The sequence below is a fragment of the Yoonia sp. genome (genome assembly GCF_014859355.1).
Taxonomy (GTDB): Bacteria; Pseudomonadota; Alphaproteobacteria; order Rhodobacterales; family Rhodobacteraceae; genus Yoonia.
This window is the reverse complement of sequence record NZ_JACUUJ010000017.1, coordinates 13,926-32,727: the sequence shown is the minus strand read 5'-3', so window position 1 is coordinate 32,727 and position 18,802 is coordinate 13,926. Positions and strand designations below refer to the sequence as shown.

The window sequence follows — 18,802 nt, the reverse complement described above, 5'->3', positions numbered from 1 at the left end:
ACTGCGAAGTCACACCCCCATTTGACCCAAATCAAACCCACCCCTGCGAAAACCTGCGATACCCCCTGCGACATCATTTGAGGGACTTATCATGCTTCGCCTTGCAGCCATGCTTTTTGCCATCATCGGAACCAGCCTTGCCGGGTCGTTTATCGTTGTCAGCCTTGTCATGGGCTACGACACCACCCGTCCCATCATTATCGCGGCTGTGCTGGGCTTTGGTGTGGCGCTGCCGGTCTCATATCTTGTGGCCCGTGCGGTCATCGGTGCTGATAAATCGCAGCGCCCGACCTAAGCAGGCATCCCTTGCGTGTGGCCGGTCCACACGGCAGTGTGCCCGCGCAACATCAAGGGGGCCGTGTGATGATTCCAGTGCAAGGGTATACAGGCCGGTGCGTGGCTGTGTTGGGGCTGGGCCGGTCTGGCCGGACAGCGGCGACGGCGTTGCGCGCAGGTGGTGCCGATGTGGTTGTCTGGGACGACGGGCAGGTGGGCCGTGATGCAGCACTGGCAGACGGTCTGACGCTGCGTGATCTGACGCAGCCGCAGTCTTACAATGATGTCGCCGCGCTGATCGTCAGCCCCGGCGTCCCGCATCTTTACCCCGCCCCGCATCCCGCCGTTGCCGCGGCATGGGATGCCGGCGTGCCGGTGGATAACGACATCGGGCTTTTTTTCCAGTCCTTTGCGACCGACGACTGGGATGGCTTTGATGTGGCCCCGCGGGTCATCGCCGTGACCGGATCGAACGGAAAATCGACGACGGCGGCGCTGATCCATCACATTCTGGTTGAAAATGGTCGCCCTGCGCAACTGGCGGGCAATATCGGGCGCGGTGTGCTGGATATCGCCCCGCCGTGCGATGGCGCTGTTGTCGTGCTGGAACTGTCGTCCTATCAGGCCGACCTTGCCCGTGCGCTAACCCCGGATATTGCTGTGTTTACCAATCTGTCGCCCGACCATCTGGACCGGCACGCGGGGGTGGGCGGCTATTTTGCGGCTAAGCGCAGGTTGTTCGCCGAAGGCGGCCCGGATCGTGCGGTGATTGGCGTGGATGAACCCGAAGGCAGGTACCTGGCCAATCAGATCAGCACAGGGCAGGCCGACGACCGGGTGATCCGTGTGTCTTCGGGGCAGAAGTTGGCGGGGCAGGGGTGGTCGGTTTTTGCCCGCAAGGGGTTTTTGTCTGAATTCCGCCAAGGTCGGCAGGTCGGGGCGATCGACCTGCGCGAGATCAAAGGGCTGCCCGGTGCGCACAACCACCAGAACGCCTGTGCCGCTTATGCAGCCTGCCGGACGCTTGGCCTTGGTCCGCGTGGGATCGAAGCGGCAATGCAAAGCTATCCCGGGCTTCCGCACCGGAGCCAACTGATTGCAGAGCGAAGCGGGGTCACGTTTGTCAACGATAGCAAGGCCACGAATGTGGACAGCGCCGCCAAGGCCTTGCAGGCCTTTCCCAAGGTCCGCTGGATATGTGGCGGCTTGCAAAAAGAAGGCGGTCTTGACGCGTTGCTGCCGCATCTGAGCCACGTGGTCAAAGCCTATGTGATCGGGCGCGATGCGGCAAATTTTGCCCGTCAACTGACCGGTACGCAGGCCGAAATCTGCACGACGATGGCGGTTGCCGTGTCGCGGGCCGTGGCAGAGGCCCAGCAGGGTGATGTTGTGTTGCTTGCCCCTGCGGCGGCATCGTTTGACCAATATGACAACTTTGAAAAACGTGGCGAAGACTTCACAGCCTGCGTCATGGCGGCCGCACAGCCGGGGTGACAGTGAACAGGCCGGCATTGGCAACGGAAAATTTAAACTTGCGGTGTAGCAAAGCCTTTCGGACTATATTTGCCTGGTTATACCCATGCCACGTCGCAGATAAAGGCGCTTTTATACCGCAAAATGCGCGGTTTTCGGGGGCAGCTGCGTGCGGTGGGCATCAGGCGGGCGGTGACCGTGCTGACGCGGGCCTTTGGCCTGGATATGCATGTCGTGATCGACGCCTATTTCGCCCAGATGGAAGAACAGAACATCGCTTTTCAACATATCCACGACGGTATCGCCCGTATGGCGGCCAAGGATCTGTCACACCGGACAGAAACGCAGGTGGCGGCATTGGAACAGACTGCCGCGGCGGTTGACGAAATCAACGGCAACATGCGCGCATCCAACAATGCAACGGCAGAAACAGACCAAGTGGTGGCGCAAACGCACGAAAATGCCCAACGCGGCAATGCTGCAATGCAGGAAAGCGTGACGATGATGCGCGAGATTGCAAAATCCTTGGCGCAGATATCGCAGATCATCACCTTGATCGACGACATTGCCTTTCAGACCAATTTGCTGGCGCTGAACGCGGGGGTCGAGGCCGCCCGCGCCGGGGAGGCCGGGCGCGGGTTTGCCGTTGTCGCGTCAGAAGTGCGCGGTCTGGCCCGACGGGCGTCAGAATCCGCCATGAAAATTGGAACCCTGATCCAGAACAGCGGGCGTCTGGTTGAATCAGGTGTCCAACTTGCGGATCAGGCCGGCGATTCACTCAGTAACATTGTCAGTGAAGTCAACCGGGCGTCAGTCTTGATGGCGCAGGTCACGAGCGCCTTGCAGGAACAGGCAACTGGCCTTGCCGAAATTGCCGCCGGAGTCGCCCAATTGGACAGCATGACCCAGCATAACGGCGCGATGGCAGGGCAAACCGCCGCAGCGATTGCGGCAATGCAACATGATACGCGTCTGCTCGCGCAGTTGGTTGATGCCTTTATCCTTGTGGACAAGGCGAAGGTCTGGCAGGCGCCAGCCGCCGCCTGAACAAGGATCTGTTGAAGGCCACAACCGCGCAAACCGCCGATCTGCTGGCCCGAGGGCAGAGGGCAGATCAATGCCGGGTGATCCTGTCAGCCTGATGATCGGATCGCCTGACCAGCGGCCCAGCCTGACGACCACGCCCATTGAAAGTTATAACCACCTAACCAACCAGTCACATCGACGCATTCACCAATAAAATATAAGCCTGACACAGATTTTGCCCCCATTGTCTTGGAGGAAAGTGCCGCCGTATCCACGCCGCCGCGCGTGACCTCAGCGGTGCGATAGCCTTCGGTCCCGCTTGGGGTCAGGGTCCAGCTTTGCAGTTGGTCACATAGGCTTTGCAGGGCGGTATCGCTTTGATCGGCAAGATTGCCCGCCAGCCCCCAGTCAGCAGCCAGATGATCAACCAAGCGCGTGGGCAAATGTTGCGCAAGGACGGTCGTTAATGCCTTGCGCCCGGCGATTTGCCGTTGCGCACGCAGCGTCGTATAAAGCGTATCGGCGGGGTTGAGGTTGATACTGATGGCCTCGCCATCGCTGATGTAGGAAGACACTTGCAACACGGCTGGGCCTGACAGTCCCCGGTGGGTAAAAAGGATCGCTTCGTCAAAGGCGGTGCCATGGGCCGTGACGCGCGCCTGGGTGGCGACCCCGGCAAGTGGTTTGAACCGGTCATCCGAGAATGTCAGCGGCACCAGCGCAGGGTGCGGGGCAACAACTGGCAGGCCAAACCGGTCTGCGATGCGATAAGCCAGATCGCTGGCCCCCATTTTGGGAATGGATTTGCCGCCCGACGCCACAACAAGGTTGCGCGCGGCCACCTGATGCTGGTGCCCTTCGCGCATCAGGGTGATCCGAAAGTGGCTGCCGTCATGGCTGATGTCACCGACGGTTGTTTGCAGCCAGAGCATTGCCCCCGCCCTATCCATTTCCGCATGCAGCATGGTGATAATATCGCGGGCGCTGGTGTCGCAAAAAAGTTGCCCCAGCGTTTTTTCATGCCAAGGGATCCGGTGCTGATCCACAAGGTTGATGAAATCCCATTGGGTATATCGCCCTAGCGCAGATTTGCAAAAATGCTTGTTTTGACTGATGAAACTTGCAGGGCTGTTGTGCAGATTGGTGAAATTGCAGCGCCCGCCGCCAGAGATGCGGATTTTTTCACCCGGTGCCTTGGCGTGGTCAACCACCAGCACACCCGGCCCGGCATGTGCGGCTGCCATCATGCCCGCCGCACCGGCGCCAATGATCAGAGTTTCGATATTCATGGTGCGGATGTGGCGTGGAATGCGGCCTGGTGCAAGTGTGGTCTGCTGCGAGAGCCTCTGGCGGGGATATTCATGCTTGGAAGAAGCGATGGCGTTGCCATGGATTTTCAGTGGAATCGCGCGGCAATGCAGGGTAGGGTCATGTCAGACCCGGAAAACGGGCGATTGAGGCAGTATGGCGGTGATCCATGACGGAAATGGTCTATGGCACGGTCCCGGTGGTATCCGGTGACCCGGTTCTTCCACGGTGGTGGCGGACGATCGATAAATGGACGATGTGCTGCATCCTGATCCTGTTCGGGATTGGTTTGCTTTTGGGGTTGGCATCGTCGCCGCCACTGGCGGCTAAAAACGGGTTGGAACCTTTTTATTATGTCACCCGGCAAGCGGTTTTTGGCGGGGTGGCCGTGGTGGTGATGTTCGTTGTGTCCATGATGTCGCCGACAATGGTGCGCCGTCTGGCTGTGTTGGGGTTTTTGGCCGCATTTGCTGCGCTGGCGATGTTGCCGGTGTTCGGGACGGATTTCGGCAAAGGGGCCGTGCGCTGGTATTCGCTGGGGTTTGCGTCTTTTCAGCCCTCCGAGTTTTTGAAGCCGGGTTTTGTTGTCATGGCGGCATGGCTGTTGGCGGCATCCCAACACATAGGCGGACCACCGGGTAAATCCTGGTCATTCGTGCTGACCATTGTCATCGTGCTGATGCTGGCGGCGCAACCTGATTTCGGGCAGGCGGCGTTGGTGCTTTTTTCTTGGTCGGTCATGTATTTCGTGGCAGGTGCGCCGATACTGTTGCTGTTGGTGCTGGCTGGGCTGGTCGTTCTTGCAGGCAGCATTGCCTATACAAAATCCGAGCATTTTGCCCGTCGTATCGATGGGTTTCTGTCGCCTGAGGTCGACCCGACCACCCAGCTTGGCTATGCCACCAATGCGATCCGCGAGGGCGGTTTTTTTGGCGTCGGTGTTGGTGAAGGGCAAGTGAAATGGTCGCTGCCCGATGCGCATACCGATTTCATCATTGCTGTCGCTGCCGAAGAATACGGTTTGATCTGCGTGCTGGGTATTTTGGCGCTCTATTCCACAATTGTGGTGCGGTCGTTGTTGCGCCTGATGAAGGAACGTGACCCGTTTATCCGGCTGGCGGGCACGGGCCTGGCCTGTGCGTTTGGCGTGCAGGCGATGATCAACATGGGCGTTGCCGTGCGTCTGCTGCCCGCAAAAGGCATGACCCTGCCTTTTGTCAGCTACGGGGGGTCATCGCTGATTGCGGGCGGTATTGCTGTGGGGATGCTTTTGGCGCTTACCCGCACGCGTCCACAGGGTGAGATTGGTGATATTCTGTTGCGTCGGGCAAACCGATGACGGCGCCATTGCTGATTATCGCGGCCGGTGGCACAGGCGGGCATATGTTTCCTGCGCAGGCCTTGGCCGAGGCGATGCTGGCTAAGGGCTGGCGTGTGCGTCTGTCGACCGATCCGCGCGGCGCGCGCTATACGGGCGGTTTTCCCGCCGCGGTGGATGTCGAGGTTGTCGACAGCGCCACATTTGCCCGCGGGGGGCTGGCGGGGAAACTGACTGTGCCGTTCCGTATACTGGGGGGTATCGTGGCGGCCACGTGGCGGATGATGCGCGACCGGCCGGCGGTTGTTGTCGGGTTTGGCGGCTATCCCGCGATCCCGGCCATGGCCGCTGCTTGGGTCCTGCGCCGCCCGCGGATGATTCATGAACAAAACGGCGTGCTGGGGCGTGTGAATCAGCTTTTTGCACGTCGGGTCGATGCGGTCGCCTGTGGCACCTCGCCTACGGATTTGCCAAGTGGACTTGACGGCGTTCACACGGGCAACCCGGTGCGCGCGGCGATTTTGGACAAACATGGCGCACCCTATATTCCGCCAGGGGATTACCCGATGGCGATCCTTGTGCTGGGTGGAAGCCAGGGCGCGCGAATCCTGTCGGATATTGTGCCGCCTGCGATTGCACAGCTTCCTGAACATATCCGGCGCAACGTGCGCGTCAGCCATCAGGCCCGTGCCGAGGATTTGGCCCGCGTATCCGATTATTATGCCAGCGAAATGATCAAGGCGGATGTCCAGACCTTTTTCACGGACGTGCCACAACGTTTGAGCGAGGCGCAATTGGTCATCGCACGTTCAGGCGCGTCCACTGTTGCGGATGTCAGTATCATCGGGCGGCCTGCGATCTGGGTGCCGCTGGCAACTGCGATCCGGGATGAACAGACAGCCAATGCCCGCCAGTTGGTCGCGGCTGGTGCGGCGGTTTTGATGACCGAGCCGGACTTTACCGTGGCAAACCTGTCTGCCGCAATCGAAAATGTGCTGTCGGATGATCGGCGCGCCGTGAACATGGCGCATGCCGCACTGGCCTGTGCGGTGCCTGATGCGACGGACCGGCTTGTGCAGCTGGTGGAAAATCTGGCAGAGGGACGCAAAACATGATGGATGGAACACCGCTGATGAATGCTGCAACAAAACTGCCCCTTGATGTCGGCCCGATCCATTTTGTCGGTATTGGCGGCATCGGCATGTCGGGCATTGCCGAGGTGCTGTTGAACCATGGTTACCGCGTGCAGGGGTCTGACCTGAAGGCCACCAAGATCACCGAACGGCTGAAAAAGCTGGGCGCGGTGATTTACGAAGGCCAGCGTGTCGAAAACCTTGAAGGCGCGGCTGTGATCGTGATTTCATCCGCGATCAAACCCGGCAACCCCGAACTGGACGCCGCCCGCGCGCGTGGCCTGCCAGTTGTGCGCCGTGCGGAAATGCTGGCCGAACTGATGCGCCTGAAATCCAACGTGGCGGTGGCCGGCACCCATGGCAAGACGACGACAACAACCATGGTCGCGGCCCTGCTGGACGAAGGCGGGATCGACCCGACGGTCATCAACGGCGGGATCATCCACGCTTATGGGTCGAACGCGCGCATGGGGCAGGGCGAATGGATGGTGGTCGAGGCGGATGAAAGCGACGGCACTTTCAACCGTTTGCCTGCCACAATCGCCATTGTCACCAACATTGACCCCGAACATATGGATCATTGGGGCACCATCGAAAATCTGCGGCAGGGGTTTTACGATTTTGTGTCCAACATCCCGTTTTACGGGCTGGCCGTCTGCTGCACCGACAATGCCGAGGTGCAGGCGCTGGTGGGCCGGATCACCGACCGCCGCGTCGTGACATTCGGCTTTAACGCGCAGGCGGATGTGAGGGCGATCAACCTGACCTACAAGGCGGGCGTTGCGCATTTCGATGTGGCATTGCAGGCCGAGGATAGCATCATTGAAGGTTGCGAATTGCCCATGCCGGGCGATCACAACGTCAGCAATGCGCTGTCTGCTGTCGCAGTTGCGCGGCATCTTGGCATGAAAAAGGATGAAATCCGCGCAGCCCTCAAGAAATTCGGCGGCGTCAACCGCCGCTTTACCAAGGTGGGCGAGGTGGGTGGCGTCACCATCATCGACGATTATGGCCACCACCCGGTCGAAATTACAGCGGTGCTGAAAGCGGCCCGTCAGGCAACAACGGGCCGTGTGATTGCCGTGCATCAGCCACACCGTTACAGCCGCCTGTCGCATCATTTTGAAGAATTCTGCGCCTGTTTCAATGATGCGGATGTGGTTGGCATCACCGAGGTGTTTGCCGCAGGCGAAGACCCGATCCCCGGTGCCGACCGTGACAGTCTTGTCGCGGGCCTGATCCGCCACGGCCACCGCCACGCTAGGGCTGTGACATCCGAGGATGATCTGGAACGTCTTGTGCGCGAACAGGCAAGGCCGGGCGACATGGTGGTCTGCCTTGGCGCCGGCACGATCAGCGCCTGGGCGAACGGGTTGCCCGCAAGGTTGGCTAAGTGACGGTATCGGCGGTTGTTGCCTGCCTTTGGGTCATCGCCGCCACGATCACGGCGTTTTTGCCGATGCGCCACCAATACGCGCCCGGCATTGCTCTGCTGGTCGCGGCCCCCGTCCTGATCATCTGGATCGGGTATGATTACGGCTGGTTCTTTGGGGTGCTTGGCCTTGCCGCCTTTGCCTCGATGTTCCGCAATCCGTTGATTTACATATATCGCCGGGCGCGGGGGGAACGGCCAGAGGTGCCCAAATGAATGGGCTGTGGTCCGATCCGCAGTTGCTGGGCCTGTGCTTGTGGGTGGTGTTGGCCTTTGTGCTGGCGATGATCCCGTCGCGTGATAACCACTGGCGGCGGGCCTATGTGCTGATCGCAATCGGTGTGCCTTTGCTGGTCTGGGTCACATGGACGGGCGGTATCTGGTATGGGGTGCTTGGGCTGGTTGCGGGCGGGTCGTTTTTGCGTTGGCCGCTGTTCTATTTTTGGCGCTGGATCAGGCGGAAGGCGGCGCGTTGATGGCGGGTTTCGGGATCATTGCAATCATGGCGGTTTGCGCGCTGGTGACCTTTGCGCTGCTGCTGCGCTGGGTGCGGGCGGGGGGCTTTGGTCTGGCGCTCAGCGTTTTGTCGGTCATCGGGGGCTGTCTGACGATCCTGATCTATGCCACCGGCCGCCCATTTGGGATAAATCCGCTGTTGGCAATGGATCTGGCGCTGTTATGGGTGTTTCCGTCGCTGCTGGGCGGATTGGCCGGCGCGCTGTTGGGGTGGCTTTTGCGTCGACGTGATGATCGAAAAGGGTGACAAAAACCGTGCAAAACAAAGTGACGTTCGATCTGCCCTGCGTGCGCGGCACGCTGACGCTGCAACGCCCGCTTGCCGACCTGACGTGGATGCGCGTCGGCGGCCCGGCCGAGGTGCTGTTTCAGCCCGCTGATATTGACGATCTGTCCAGTTTTCTTGCTGCCCTTGCCACCGATGTGCCGGTGTTTACGATGGGCGTCGGTTCTAACCTGATCGTGCGCGATGGTGGCATCAGCGGTGTGGTGATCCGGCTTGGCCGTGGGTTCAACACGATCAGTATCGCGGATGGCATTGTCACCGCCGGTGCCGCAGCACTTGACGCCCATGTCGCCCGCAAGGCCGCCGAGGCGGGGCTGGATCTGACATTCCTGCGCACCATTCCTGGTACCATCGGCGGGGCGGTGCGGATGAACGCGGGCTGTTACGGGGCCTATGTGGCCGATGTTTTGACATCGGTGACGGTCGTGCGCCGCGATGGGTCTGTGGCTGAACTTGCGGTGAAAGATCTGCAACTGGCCTATCGCAGCAGCGTTTTGCCCGACGGTGCGGTGATTGTTGCTGCCCGGTTTACCCCCGCTGCAGGGGATCCGGCCGTTCTGGCGCAGCGGATGACCGACCAGCTGGCCAAGCGTGATGAAACCCAGCCGACACGTGACCGCACCGCCGGATCGACCTTTCGCAATCCGGTGGGATATTCCTCGACCGGGCGGGCAGATGATACCCATGATCTGAAGGCATGGAAGGTGATTGATAACGCAGGCTTGCGCGGGGTTGCGCTTGGCGGTGCGATCATGAATGTAAAACATTCGAATTTCCTGACCAACGCGGGCGGGGCCACCGCGGCCGATCTGGAAGATTTGGGCGAATTGGTGCGGAAAAAGGTTTACGCTGGCCAAGGCATTACGCTAGACTGGGAAATTATGCGGGTCGGCAAACGGTTGGGCGACGACAGCGCGGAATAACAGGCCAAAATGGCCAAGGTCCCGGGCAAGGACCACATAATTGACGGGTCAAAATGACCCGCGTTCGAGGCGGTAAGGGTATGTCGAGCAGGGCAAACCCGAAGGTTGTTGTTCTGATGGGTGGCCCATCGGCTGAACGCGAGGTGTCGCTTTCGTCGGGCCGTGAATGTGCAACAGCTTTGCGGGACAGTGGATGCGAAGTGATCGCGCTCGATGCGGGCCGCGACATATCTGCACGGCTGATTGATATCGCGCCTGACGCTGTTTTTAACGCGCTGCATGGCCGCTGGGGCGAAGACGGGGCCATTCAGGGGCTGCTGGAATGGCTGCGCATACCTTATACACATTCGGGCATTCTTGCCTCGGCGCTGACGCTGGACAAACAACGCACCAAGGAAATTTACCGTCTCAACGGGCTGCCTGTGGTCAACAGCGTGATCGCGGCCGCCGATGATGTGCGCACAGCACACGTCATGCCGCCGCCCTATGTGGTCAAACCCAACAACGAAGGGTCCAGCGTTGGTATTTATCTTGTGCATGACGATGCCAACGGCCCGCCGCAACTGGGCGATGATATGCCCGATCGCGTCATGGTCGAGGCTTTCGCGCCGGGGCGTGAACTGACCACCACGGTGATGGGGGACCGGGCCCTGACGGTGACCGATATTCTGACCGACAGCTGGTATGATTACGACGCCAAATACAAACCCGGCGGGTCGCGCCATGTGGTGCCAGCCGAAATTCCAACAGAAATCTTTGATGCCTGTCTGGATTACGCCCTGCGCGCGCATCGCGCACTGGGGTGCCGTGGCATCAGCCGCACCGATTTCCGCTGGGATGAATCTCGTGGCATTGATGGCCTGATCCTGCTGGAAACCAATACGCAACCGGGTATGACGCCGACATCACTGGCCCCTGAACAGGCCGCACATGTGGGCATCAGCTTTCCCGATTTCTGCCGTTGGCTGGTCGAGGATGCATCATGCGACAGATGACCGCCCTGCGCCGCCCGCAATCGCCCCTGCGTGACCCTGCGCCATCGCGTCTGGGCTATCGTTATCAACGGTTGATGTTGACGCCGGGGTTTCGGCTGTTCGTGCGCATCGGTGTGCCGCTGATCGTGATCGCGGCGCTTGCAGGGTCTTGGCTGGCCAAACCGGACAACCGCGCCTTGCTTGAGGGGCAGGTCGCACAGGTCAAGCAGAATTTTCAGGAACGCCCGCAATTCATGGTGCAATCACTGCTGCTGACAGGAGGGGATGCAGCGCTGCAATCGCGCGTCGCGGCGCTTTTGCCAGACAATTTCCCGGTGTCGTCTTTTCAACTTGATCTGGAGACGATGCGCCAAACGATCGAGGCCCTTGCTGCGGTCAGATCGGCCCGCGTGCGGCTTGGCGAAGGCGGCGCGCTCGAAGTTGCGCTTATACCGCGTGTGCCCGCAGCCCTGTGGCGTGACGGGCAAACCCTGCGCCTGATCGACGCCGATGGCGTGCCTGCCGGCACGGTCGATGCCCGCAGCGACCGGTTGGATTTACCGCTGATCGCGGGGGATGGTGCGGAACAGAATATCGCCGAGGCGCTGGCGCTTTATGCGCGTGCCGGCCCCTTGCGCGACCGGGTGCGCGGGTTGGTGCGGATCGGACAGCGCCGCTGGGACATCATCCTTGACCGTGATCAGCGCCTGCTGCTGCCCGGCGCAGATGCCCCTGCGGCGCTGGACCGGATCATCGCGCTGAACGCCGCGCAAGACATGTTGGAACGGGATGTGGCGATTGTTGACATGCGCAAAGCCAGCCGTCCGACCTTGCGCATGAATGCAGAAGCTGCGGCAGCAATGCGGCGGGTAAATGAAATACAAATAACAAACGGGGCGAATAACTGATGGGCGATCTTTACGACAGCCAACGTGCGATGCGCCAGATGCGCAAGGCCGCACTGCAACGTGGTGTAGTAGCTGTTCTGGATGTAGGCACGTCAAAAATCGCCTGTCTGGTGTTGCGCTTTGACGGGCCAGAGCGGTTCCGTAGTATCGATGGGATCGGATCGATGGCGGGCCAGTCACAGTTTCGGGTGATCGGTGCTGCGACAACCCGGTCCCGTGGTGTGCGCTTTGGCGAAGTCGAGGCGATGCAGGAAACTGAACGCGCGATCCGCACGGCGGTGCAGGCGGCGCAAAAAATGGCGAATGTGCGTGTCGATCATGTGATCGCGGCTTTGTCGGGCGCGCGCCCGCGGTCATACGGCTTGGACGGGGCGCTGGATATTGCGGGCGCGATGGTAACAGAGCAGGACATCAGCCAGGTGATGGCCAATTGCGAGGTGCCAGATTATGGTGCCGGCCGCGAAGTCTTGCACGCGCATCCGGTCAACTTTGCGCTGGATCACCGGTCGGGTTTGGCGGACCCGCGCGGGCAGATCGGCAACCGGCTGACCACGGACATGCATATGCTGACGGTGGATGCGACGGCGATCCAGAACCTGTTTTACTGCATTAAACGATGTGACCTGGAATTGGCTGGTCTTGCGTCGTCTGCCTATGTGTCGGGCATGGCATCGCTTGTGGAAGACGAACAGGAACTGGGGGCGGCCTGTGTTGATCTGGGGGGCGGGTCTACCGGTATTTCGGTCTTTATGAAAAAGCACATGATTTATACCGATGCCGTGCGCATGGGGGGGGATCATGTGACATCTGACATTTCCATGGGTCTGCAAATTCCCGCGGCAACCGCCGAACGGATCAAAACCTTTTACGGCGGGGTTGTGGCCACCGGCATGGATGACCGCGAGATGATCGATATCGGGGGCGACACAGGTGATTGGGAGCATGACAAACGCACTGTCAGCCGTGCCGAATTGATCGGGATCATGCGCCCCCGCGTCGAAGAGATTTTGGAAGAGGTGCGCGCGCGTCTTGACGCGGCAGGGTTCGAACATCTGCCAAGTCAGCAAATCGTGCTGACCGGCGGCGGCAGCCAGATCCCGGGTCTTGACGGGTTGGCCAGCAAGATCCTGGGCCAGCAGGTGCGCCTGGGCCGTCCCTTGCGGGTGCAAGGCTTGCCGCAGGCGGCGGTTGGCCCTGCGTTTTCATCGGCTGTCGGGCTGACTTTATTTGCCGCAAATCCGCAAGATGAATGGTGGGATTTCGAAATTCCGGCCGATAGATACCCCGCGCGTTCGCTCAAGCGGGCCGTCAAATGGTTCAAGGATAACTGGTAATGCGCAATATCTTGCCGATTTGTGGATATCGGGCGGTTAAAGTGAAAAATTCATCCATATTTGGTGGTCATTTTATGTTTTTATCGTGACGTTTCCGCATCACTCGGTTACGATCAACTATACATGGCAGGCAGCGTTCGCTGGGGTGGGCGCAGAGGTAAACAGGCGGATCACATTATGACATTAAACCTTTCCCTTCCGGGACACGAAGAATTGAAGCCACGCATCACCGTCTTTGGTGTGGGCGGGGCTGGTGGTAACGCTGTCAACAACATGATCGAGAAGGCGCTCGATGGTGTGGAATTTGTTGTCGCCAATACAGATGCGCAGGCGCTGCAACAGTCGCGGGCCGAGGCGAAAATTCAAATGGGTCTGAAAGTCACCGAAGGTCTGGGTGCGGGCGCGCGCGCCAGTGTCGGCGCTGCGGCCGCCGAAGAAAGCATTGAACAGATCGTCGATCATCTGGCTGGTGCGCATATGTGTTTCATCACTGCCGGTATGGGCGGGGGCACCGGGACAGGGGCCGCGCCGATCATCGCGCAAGCAGCACGCGAGCTGGGTGTTCTGACTGTCGGTGTTGTGACCAAACCCTTCCAGTTCGAAGGCGCCAAGCGGATGAAACAGGCCGATGCAGGCATCGAGGCGCTGCAAAAGGTCGTGGATACGCTGATCATCATCCCCAACCAGAACCTTTTCCGTCTGGCCAATGAAAACACCACATTTACCGAAGCTTTCGCGCTGGCAGACGATGTGCTGTATCAGGGTGTCAAAGGCGTGACCGACCTGATGGTCCGTCCCGGCCTGATCAACCTTGATTTCGCTGATGTGCGGTCTGTCATGGACGAAATGGGTAAGGCGATGATGGGCACCGGCGAAGCCGAAGGTGAAAACCGCGCCATCCAGGCCGCCGAAAAGGCGATTGCGAACCCGCTTCTGGATGAAATCAGCCTTGAGGGTGCGAAAGGAGTTCTGATCAACATCACCGGCGGCTATGATCTGACCCTGTTCGAACTTGACGAAGCCGCGAATAAAATCCGCGAAAAGGTCGATCCAGAAGCGAATATCATTGTTGGTTCCACGCTCGACACCAACATGGAAGGCAAGATGCGCGTTTCCGTGGTGGCCACGGGTATTGATGCCATTGTCAGCAATGCGGATACACCTTTGCCCCGCAGGCCCATGTCAAACCATGTTTCCCGCCCTGTGATTGCAGAACAACCCGCCGCTATGGACGAACCAGATCTGCAGGCCCCTGCCATTGCGGCGCGTGCCACGCAAGAACGCACCCTGTTCGAAGATTTCGGCGAACAAGAAACGCAATCTGCTGCGGCCTTTACGCCCCGGCGCGATACCGACGACCGGACACAGGCCACAAAGGCGGTTGCCGATGATCTGCCACCCCCGGCTTATCCGTCGCGCCCGGAACCTGCGATGACCGAAGCAGACAGTTTTGTCGCACCGCGTCCTGCCGCCGCCCCCGGCACCCCGACACCCGAAGCGATGGCGCGCTTGCAAGCGGCCGTGAACCGTGTTCCCAAGCAGGCCGCCCAACAGCGCCCAGCAGCACAAGCGCCTGCTGAACAGGAAAAGTCCCGTTTCGGGATCAATTCGCTGATTAACCGGATGACCGGCGCGCAGCCTGATGCGGGCGGGCATCAACCGTCGCGGCACCAACCGCAAGTCACCGCTTTGCGTCACGATGAGGATGCAGACGAAGATCAGGAACGTGTTGAAATCCCGGCTTTCCTGCGGCGCCAAGCGAACTGAGGCAGTTTGCTTCTGCACAGGCGGGTGCTTTGCGCTATAAAAGGTCGCCCAAGGGTGGCCTTTTTCCGTTTTGAAACAAGCGGATGTTCGCGGCGGCTTGGTTGCGGGGGGGGGATTTGCGGCGCATGTTTCAGACCGTTGCAAAGAGTGAGTTGAGACTCGTCGCCGCGCATCTTAGGTGGTGAAGCGAGATGAAGAAATATAATCAGAGGGACGTTCGCGTGCAGACCACGCTTCATTCGCCAGTAACCTTCGACGGTGTTGGGCTGCACTCTGGTGCGCCTGTGCGGGTTGTCCTGCGCCCCGCTGGTGCGGAAAGCGGAATCGTCTTTCGCCGCGTTGATTTGCCTGGTCAGCCCATTTTACCCGCCCGTTGGGATCATGTGGTTGTGTCGCCGCTGAATACGCGGCTTGTGACGGCTGCGGGTGTGACGGTTTCGACCATTGAACATTTGATGGCCGCTTTGTCTGGCTGTGGTGTGCATAACGCAGTGGTCGACATTGATGGACCAGAGGTGCCGATCCTTGATGGCAGTGCGGCTGCCTTTGTGCGCGGTATCATGCATGTTGGGCTTGCCACGGTGTCCGCACCGTTGCGCGCAATCGAAATCTTGCGCGATGTCACTGTTACCGATGGGGTATCGACGGCTAGCCTGACGCCGGCCACGACATTGCAGATTGATTTCCAGATTGATTTTGAAGAACCCGCAATTGGCAGGCAGCAAAAGTCGCTGAATATGGCCAATGGTGCTTTTGTGCGCCAGCTTTGCGACAGCCGGACCTTTTGCCGCGCGTCCGATGTGGACGTCATGCGCGCCAATGGGCTGGCATTGGGTGGCACGTTGAATAACGCTGTCGTGTTCGATGGGCATCAGGTGCTGACGCCTGGCGGCCTGCGCCACCCGGATGAAGCCGTGCGTCACAAGATGTTGGATGCTTTGGGTGATCTTTACACCGCAGGTGCGCCAATTCTTGGCCGTTATACCGGGATCCGCGCGGGACACGCGATCACCAACCGGTTGTTGCGCCAGCTTTTTGACCAGCCGGAAAATTGGCGCTGGGTTGCCTGTGATGCCGCAATTGCGGCGCGTTTACCCGGTGTGGGTGTCAGTCTGGCGGATTTGCCAGCTGTTGCTTGAAACAACGGCGCTCGGTCTTGTCGACTACACCATGCAAAAGGCATTTTGCCTCAGATTTTTCTATGCTAGATGAAAAAGATAAGACGGGGCGTCAGCCCTGTTTATCAAGCGCGACTTGTGGGGACTTCGATTATGTTGGGTAGCAGTGACAAGTGGTGTGCGGCACTGGCCTTTGTCGTGCTGGCAGCTTGTAGCGGCGGTGATGCTACGAATCTGGATAACCTGACTGCGCAACAGATTTTTGCGCGGGGCGAATTACAGATCGAACAGGGGCGACCGGATAATGCTGCGTTTTCCTTCGGAGAGATCGAGCGCCTTTATCCTTATTCCGAATTTGCGCAGCGGGCACTGATCATGCAGGCTTTTGCCTATCACCGGGATCAGGATTATCCTAACAGCCGTGCCTCTGCGCAGCGGTATCTTGATTTTTATCCAGCCGAACAGGATGCCCCTTATGCCGCATATCTTGTCGCGCTGTCATTCTATGACCAGATTGACGAAATTGGCCGTGATCAGGGCCTGACGGTTCAGGCACTGGGTGCCTTGCGCAATGTGTTTGAACGCTATCCCAACAGCGAATATGCGCGCCCTGCCAAGCTCAAGTTCGATCTGGCCTTTGACCATCTTGCCGCCAAGGAAATGGAAATCGGGCGCTATTACCTCAAACGTGGGTACTACGGGGCCGCAGCGAACCGTTTCCGCATCGTGGTCGAGGACTTTCAGACCACGACCCACACGGCAGAGGCGCTGCACCGGCTTGTTGAATCTTATCTGTCGCTGGGGCTGGTGGAAGAGGCGCAAACCGCTGGTGCGATCCTTGGGTATAACTATCGGTCCAGCGAATGGTATCAGTCCAGCTATGCCCTGCTGACCGGTCAGGGCCTGACAGCGGATGCGGCGGGCAACAGTTGGCTTGCCTCGATTTATCGGCAGGTGGTGCGCGGTGAATGGCTCTAGTCACAGGGGCATGAACCCTGGCGCGTGGGGCGGTTATGCTGCGTAGCCTTGATATCCGTGACATGCTGATCATTGACCGGCTGGAACTGGCTTTCCAGCCGGGCCTGAACGTGTTGACGGGGGAAACCGGCGCGGGCAAATCAATTTTGCTGGATTCACTTGGGTTTGTGTTGGGGTGGCGTGGCCGGGCAGAGCTGGTCCGTCAAGGTGCTGACCACGGCGAGGTAATAGCCTGCTTTGATCTGCCGCCAGACCACCCCGCGCATGCGGTTTTGCAAGAGGCCGGCATCGCCGTTGAAGATGACCTGATCTTGCGGCGGGTGAACACGCGCGATGGCCGCAAAACTGCTTGGGTCAATGACCGGCGTGTCAGCGGCGAGGTGCTGCGCGCCCTGTCGGATACGTTGGTCGAACTGCATGGCCAGCATGATGACCATGGCTTGCTCAACCCGCGCGGACACCGGCAGATGCTGGACAGTTACGCAGGGGCAGATGATGCATTGGCGCAAACGCGTGCGGCTTGGCGCAAGCTGCATGATATTCGTCAAGCATTGGCCGCAACCGAAGCCCGCATTGCCGCAGTGCGCAATGAAGAAGACTATCTGCGCCATGCTGTGGCTGAACTGGATGCTCTGGCCCCTGAACAGGGTGAAGAGGCAGCGCTGGATACGCAACGCCGCATGATGCAGGCTGCGGCGCGGATTCGCAGCGATATTGGCAAGGCGGGTGACGCCTTGGGCCTGAACGGGGCCGAAGGCATGATAAATGATGCTGCGCGTTGGTTGCAGGGTGTGGCAGATCAGGCTGAAGGCCAGCTTGACGCACCTCTTGCCGCGCTCGAACAGGCGATGCTGGCTCTGGATGACGCACAGGGCGGCGTCCTGCAATGTCTTGATGCGCTGTCGTTCAATCCATCCGATCTGGAGGATGTCGAGGAACGCCTTTTCGCGATCCGGGGGCTGGCGCGCAAACATGGCGTTTTGCCCGATGATCTGGGTGGTTTTGCCGATGACCTGCGCGCCAGGCTTGTGCTGCTGGATGCCGGCGCAAATGATTTGCAAAAGCTGCAATCTGATCTGACGGCGGCGCAGGCACAATATGATGATGCAGCGGATCGACTGTCACAGTTGCGGCAAGGGGCTGCGGCGGGGTTGGATATGGCGATGGCGGCCGAACTGGCCCCTTTGAAAATGGAGCGGGCGCTTTTTGCGACAACGATCACCCCGGGCGATGCGGGCCCCGAGGGGCGTGATGCGGTTGCTTTTCGCGTTGCCACAAATCCCGGTGCGCCCGCCGGGCCATTGAACAAGATCGCCTCTGGCGGTGAGCTGAGCAGGTTTCTGTTGGCGTTAAAGGTGTGCCTGACGCAGGCAACCGACGGTTTGACCATGATCTTTGATGAAATCGACCGTGGTGTCGGGGGTGCCACTGCGGATGCGGTGGGGCGCCGCTTGCAGGCCCTGGCGCAGGGCGGGCAGGTGCTGGTTGTTACCCATTCGCCGCAGGTTGCTGCTTTTGGCCAGCACCATTGGCGCGTTCAGAAACATCAGGATGCAGATGCGACCATCTCGACAGTTGTGCCGTTGGACGCGGCGCAAAGGGTCGATGAAATCGCGCGGATGCTGTCAGGCGATACCGTCACGGATGCGGCGCGCGCTGCCGCAAAGGTTTTGATCGACCAGTAAAAAGAAGTGACAAAAACCGCGAACAGTCGAAGCTGCCGTTGGATTTTGCCACCTCTGTTACTTGTCAACACGCTTACTCTTTAACAGGTGTCCGTTCTGGCCACTCACGCCCATCACGAACATAATCTGACGCGACAACGGCCAAACAAGGCCCCTGTTTTAACGTCATGAAGTCATCACTCAAACCGGCTTTTGACTTCACTTACTTGCGGCAAGGTCAAGATATTTCTTTCTCGACACCCTTGTTTTAGCAGTTTTGGTTGTTTTTCGACAACCTATACCAAAGTATGTCATATATACTGACCCACAACCAAAAGAGGTAATTTGAGAGATTATCACAAGATGAA

General features: G+C 59.4%; 18 protein-coding genes. 17 read left to right on the top strand and 1 reads right to left on the bottom strand.

What is annotated here, in order from left to right; translation table 11 throughout:
• The first annotated feature begins 91 nt into the window (after nt 1–91).
• The 3 genes from IBX59_RS08035 (at nt 92) to IBX59_RS08025 (ending at nt 2,796) form a co-directional block, all read left to right on the top strand.
• Complete coding sequence (locus IBX59_RS08035; protein ID WP_296374255.1) at nt 92–295, top strand: CTP synthetase; 204 nt, start codon at nt 92–94, stop codon at nt 293–295.
• A gap of 68 nt (nt 296–363) precedes the next feature.
• A complete protein-coding gene (murD, locus tag IBX59_RS08030) occupies nt 364–1,770 on the top strand; it encodes a UDP-N-acetylmuramoyl-L-alanine--D-glutamate ligase (protein ID WP_296374312.1) in 1,407 nt (468 codons plus the stop codon).
• Between the two features lie 69 nt (nt 1,771–1,839).
• Nucleotides 1,840–2,796 carry a methyl-accepting chemotaxis protein gene (locus IBX59_RS08025; RefSeq protein ID WP_296374253.1) on the top strand — a complete coding sequence of 319 codons (957 nt, stop codon included), beginning with the start codon at nt 1,840–1,842 and terminating at the stop codon, nt 2,794–2,796.
• Nucleotides 2,797–2,882: 86 nt separating this feature from the next.
• Here IBX59_RS08025 and IBX59_RS08020 read toward each other — a convergent pair whose 3' ends face one another.
• Nucleotides 2,883–4,064 carry an NAD(P)/FAD-dependent oxidoreductase gene (locus IBX59_RS08020; RefSeq protein WP_296374251.1) on the bottom strand — a complete coding sequence of 394 codons (1,182 nt, stop codon included), beginning with the start codon at nt 4,062–4,064 and terminating at the stop codon, nt 2,883–2,885.
• A gap of 188 nt (nt 4,065–4,252) precedes the next feature.
• Between IBX59_RS08020 and ftsW the strand changes: the two genes are divergently transcribed.
• From ftsW to recN, 14 genes are all read left to right on the top strand, one after another.
• The gene (gene ftsW, locus IBX59_RS08015; protein WP_296374247.1) at nt 4,253–5,422 is read left to right on the top strand and encodes a putative lipid II flippase FtsW; all 1,170 of its coding nucleotides are present in this window, start codon (nt 4,253–4,255) and stop codon (nt 5,420–5,422) included.
• Nucleotides 5,419–6,516 (top strand): glycosyltransferase, encoded by a 1,098-nt coding sequence (locus IBX59_RS08010; protein WP_296374245.1) that lies wholly within the window; start codon nt 5,419–5,421, stop codon nt 6,514–6,516. Before ftsW ends, IBX59_RS08010 begins: the two co-directional genes overlap by 4 nt.
• Before the next feature lie 17 nt (nt 6,517–6,533).
• Nucleotides 6,534–7,931 (top strand): UDP-N-acetylmuramate--L-alanine ligase, encoded by a 1,398-nt coding sequence (murC, locus tag IBX59_RS08005; RefSeq protein WP_296374311.1) that lies wholly within the window; start codon nt 6,534–6,536, stop codon nt 7,929–7,931.
• A complete protein-coding gene (locus tag IBX59_RS08000; RefSeq protein ID WP_296374243.1) occupies nt 7,928–8,182 on the top strand; it encodes a DUF2484 family protein in 255 nt (84 codons plus the stop codon). The genes murC and IBX59_RS08000 overlap by 4 nt, the downstream gene beginning before the upstream one ends.
• Nucleotides 8,179–8,442, top strand: a complete 264-nt coding sequence (locus IBX59_RS07995) for a DUF2484 family protein (RefSeq protein ID WP_296374242.1) — start codon at nt 8,179–8,181, stop codon at nt 8,440–8,442. Before IBX59_RS08000 ends, IBX59_RS07995 begins: the two co-directional genes overlap by 4 nt.
• Nucleotides 8,442–8,729 (top strand): UDP-N-acetylmuramate--alanine ligase, encoded by a 288-nt coding sequence (locus IBX59_RS07990; protein ID WP_296374240.1) that lies wholly within the window; start codon nt 8,442–8,444, stop codon nt 8,727–8,729. Before IBX59_RS07995 ends, IBX59_RS07990 begins: the two co-directional genes overlap by 1 nt.
• A gap of 8 nt (nt 8,730–8,737) precedes the next feature.
• On the top strand, nt 8,738–9,691 hold the full coding sequence (gene murB, locus IBX59_RS07985) for a UDP-N-acetylmuramate dehydrogenase (RefSeq protein ID WP_296374238.1): 954 nt from the start codon (nt 8,738–8,740) through the stop codon (nt 9,689–9,691).
• A gap of 80 nt (nt 9,692–9,771) precedes the next feature.
• Complete coding sequence (locus tag IBX59_RS07980; RefSeq protein ID WP_296374309.1) at nt 9,772–10,686, top strand: D-alanine--D-alanine ligase; 915 nt, start codon at nt 9,772–9,774, stop codon at nt 10,684–10,686.
• On the top strand, nt 10,674–11,573 hold the full coding sequence (locus IBX59_RS07975; RefSeq protein ID WP_296374235.1) for a cell division protein FtsQ/DivIB: 900 nt from the start codon (nt 10,674–10,676) through the stop codon (nt 11,571–11,573). The genes IBX59_RS07980 and IBX59_RS07975 overlap by 13 nt, the downstream gene beginning before the upstream one ends.
• On the top strand, nt 11,573–12,907 hold the full coding sequence (ftsA, locus tag IBX59_RS07970) for a cell division protein FtsA (RefSeq protein WP_296374233.1): 1,335 nt from the start codon (nt 11,573–11,575) through the stop codon (nt 12,905–12,907). The genes IBX59_RS07975 and ftsA overlap by 1 nt, the downstream gene beginning before the upstream one ends.
• A 177-nt stretch (nt 12,908–13,084) precedes the next feature.
• On the top strand, nt 13,085–14,674 hold the full coding sequence (gene ftsZ / locus IBX59_RS07965; protein WP_296374230.1) for a cell division protein FtsZ: 1,590 nt from the start codon (nt 13,085–13,087) through the stop codon (nt 14,672–14,674).
• Between the two features lie 221 nt (nt 14,675–14,895).
• A complete protein-coding gene (lpxC, locus tag IBX59_RS07960; protein WP_296374228.1) occupies nt 14,896–15,813 on the top strand; it encodes a UDP-3-O-acyl-N-acetylglucosamine deacetylase in 918 nt (305 codons plus the stop codon).
• A gap of 132 nt (nt 15,814–15,945) precedes the next feature.
• Nucleotides 15,946–16,770 carry an outer membrane protein assembly factor BamD gene (locus tag IBX59_RS07955; RefSeq protein ID WP_296374226.1) on the top strand — a complete coding sequence of 275 codons (825 nt, stop codon included), beginning with the start codon at nt 15,946–15,948 and terminating at the stop codon, nt 16,768–16,770.
• Nucleotides 16,771–16,805: 35 nt separating this feature from the next.
• Nucleotides 16,806–18,455, top strand: coding sequence for a DNA repair protein RecN (gene recN, locus IBX59_RS07950; protein WP_296374223.1), 1,650 nt, complete (start codon nt 16,806–16,808; stop codon nt 18,453–18,455).
• Nucleotides 18,456–18,802 lie beyond the last annotated feature (347 nt).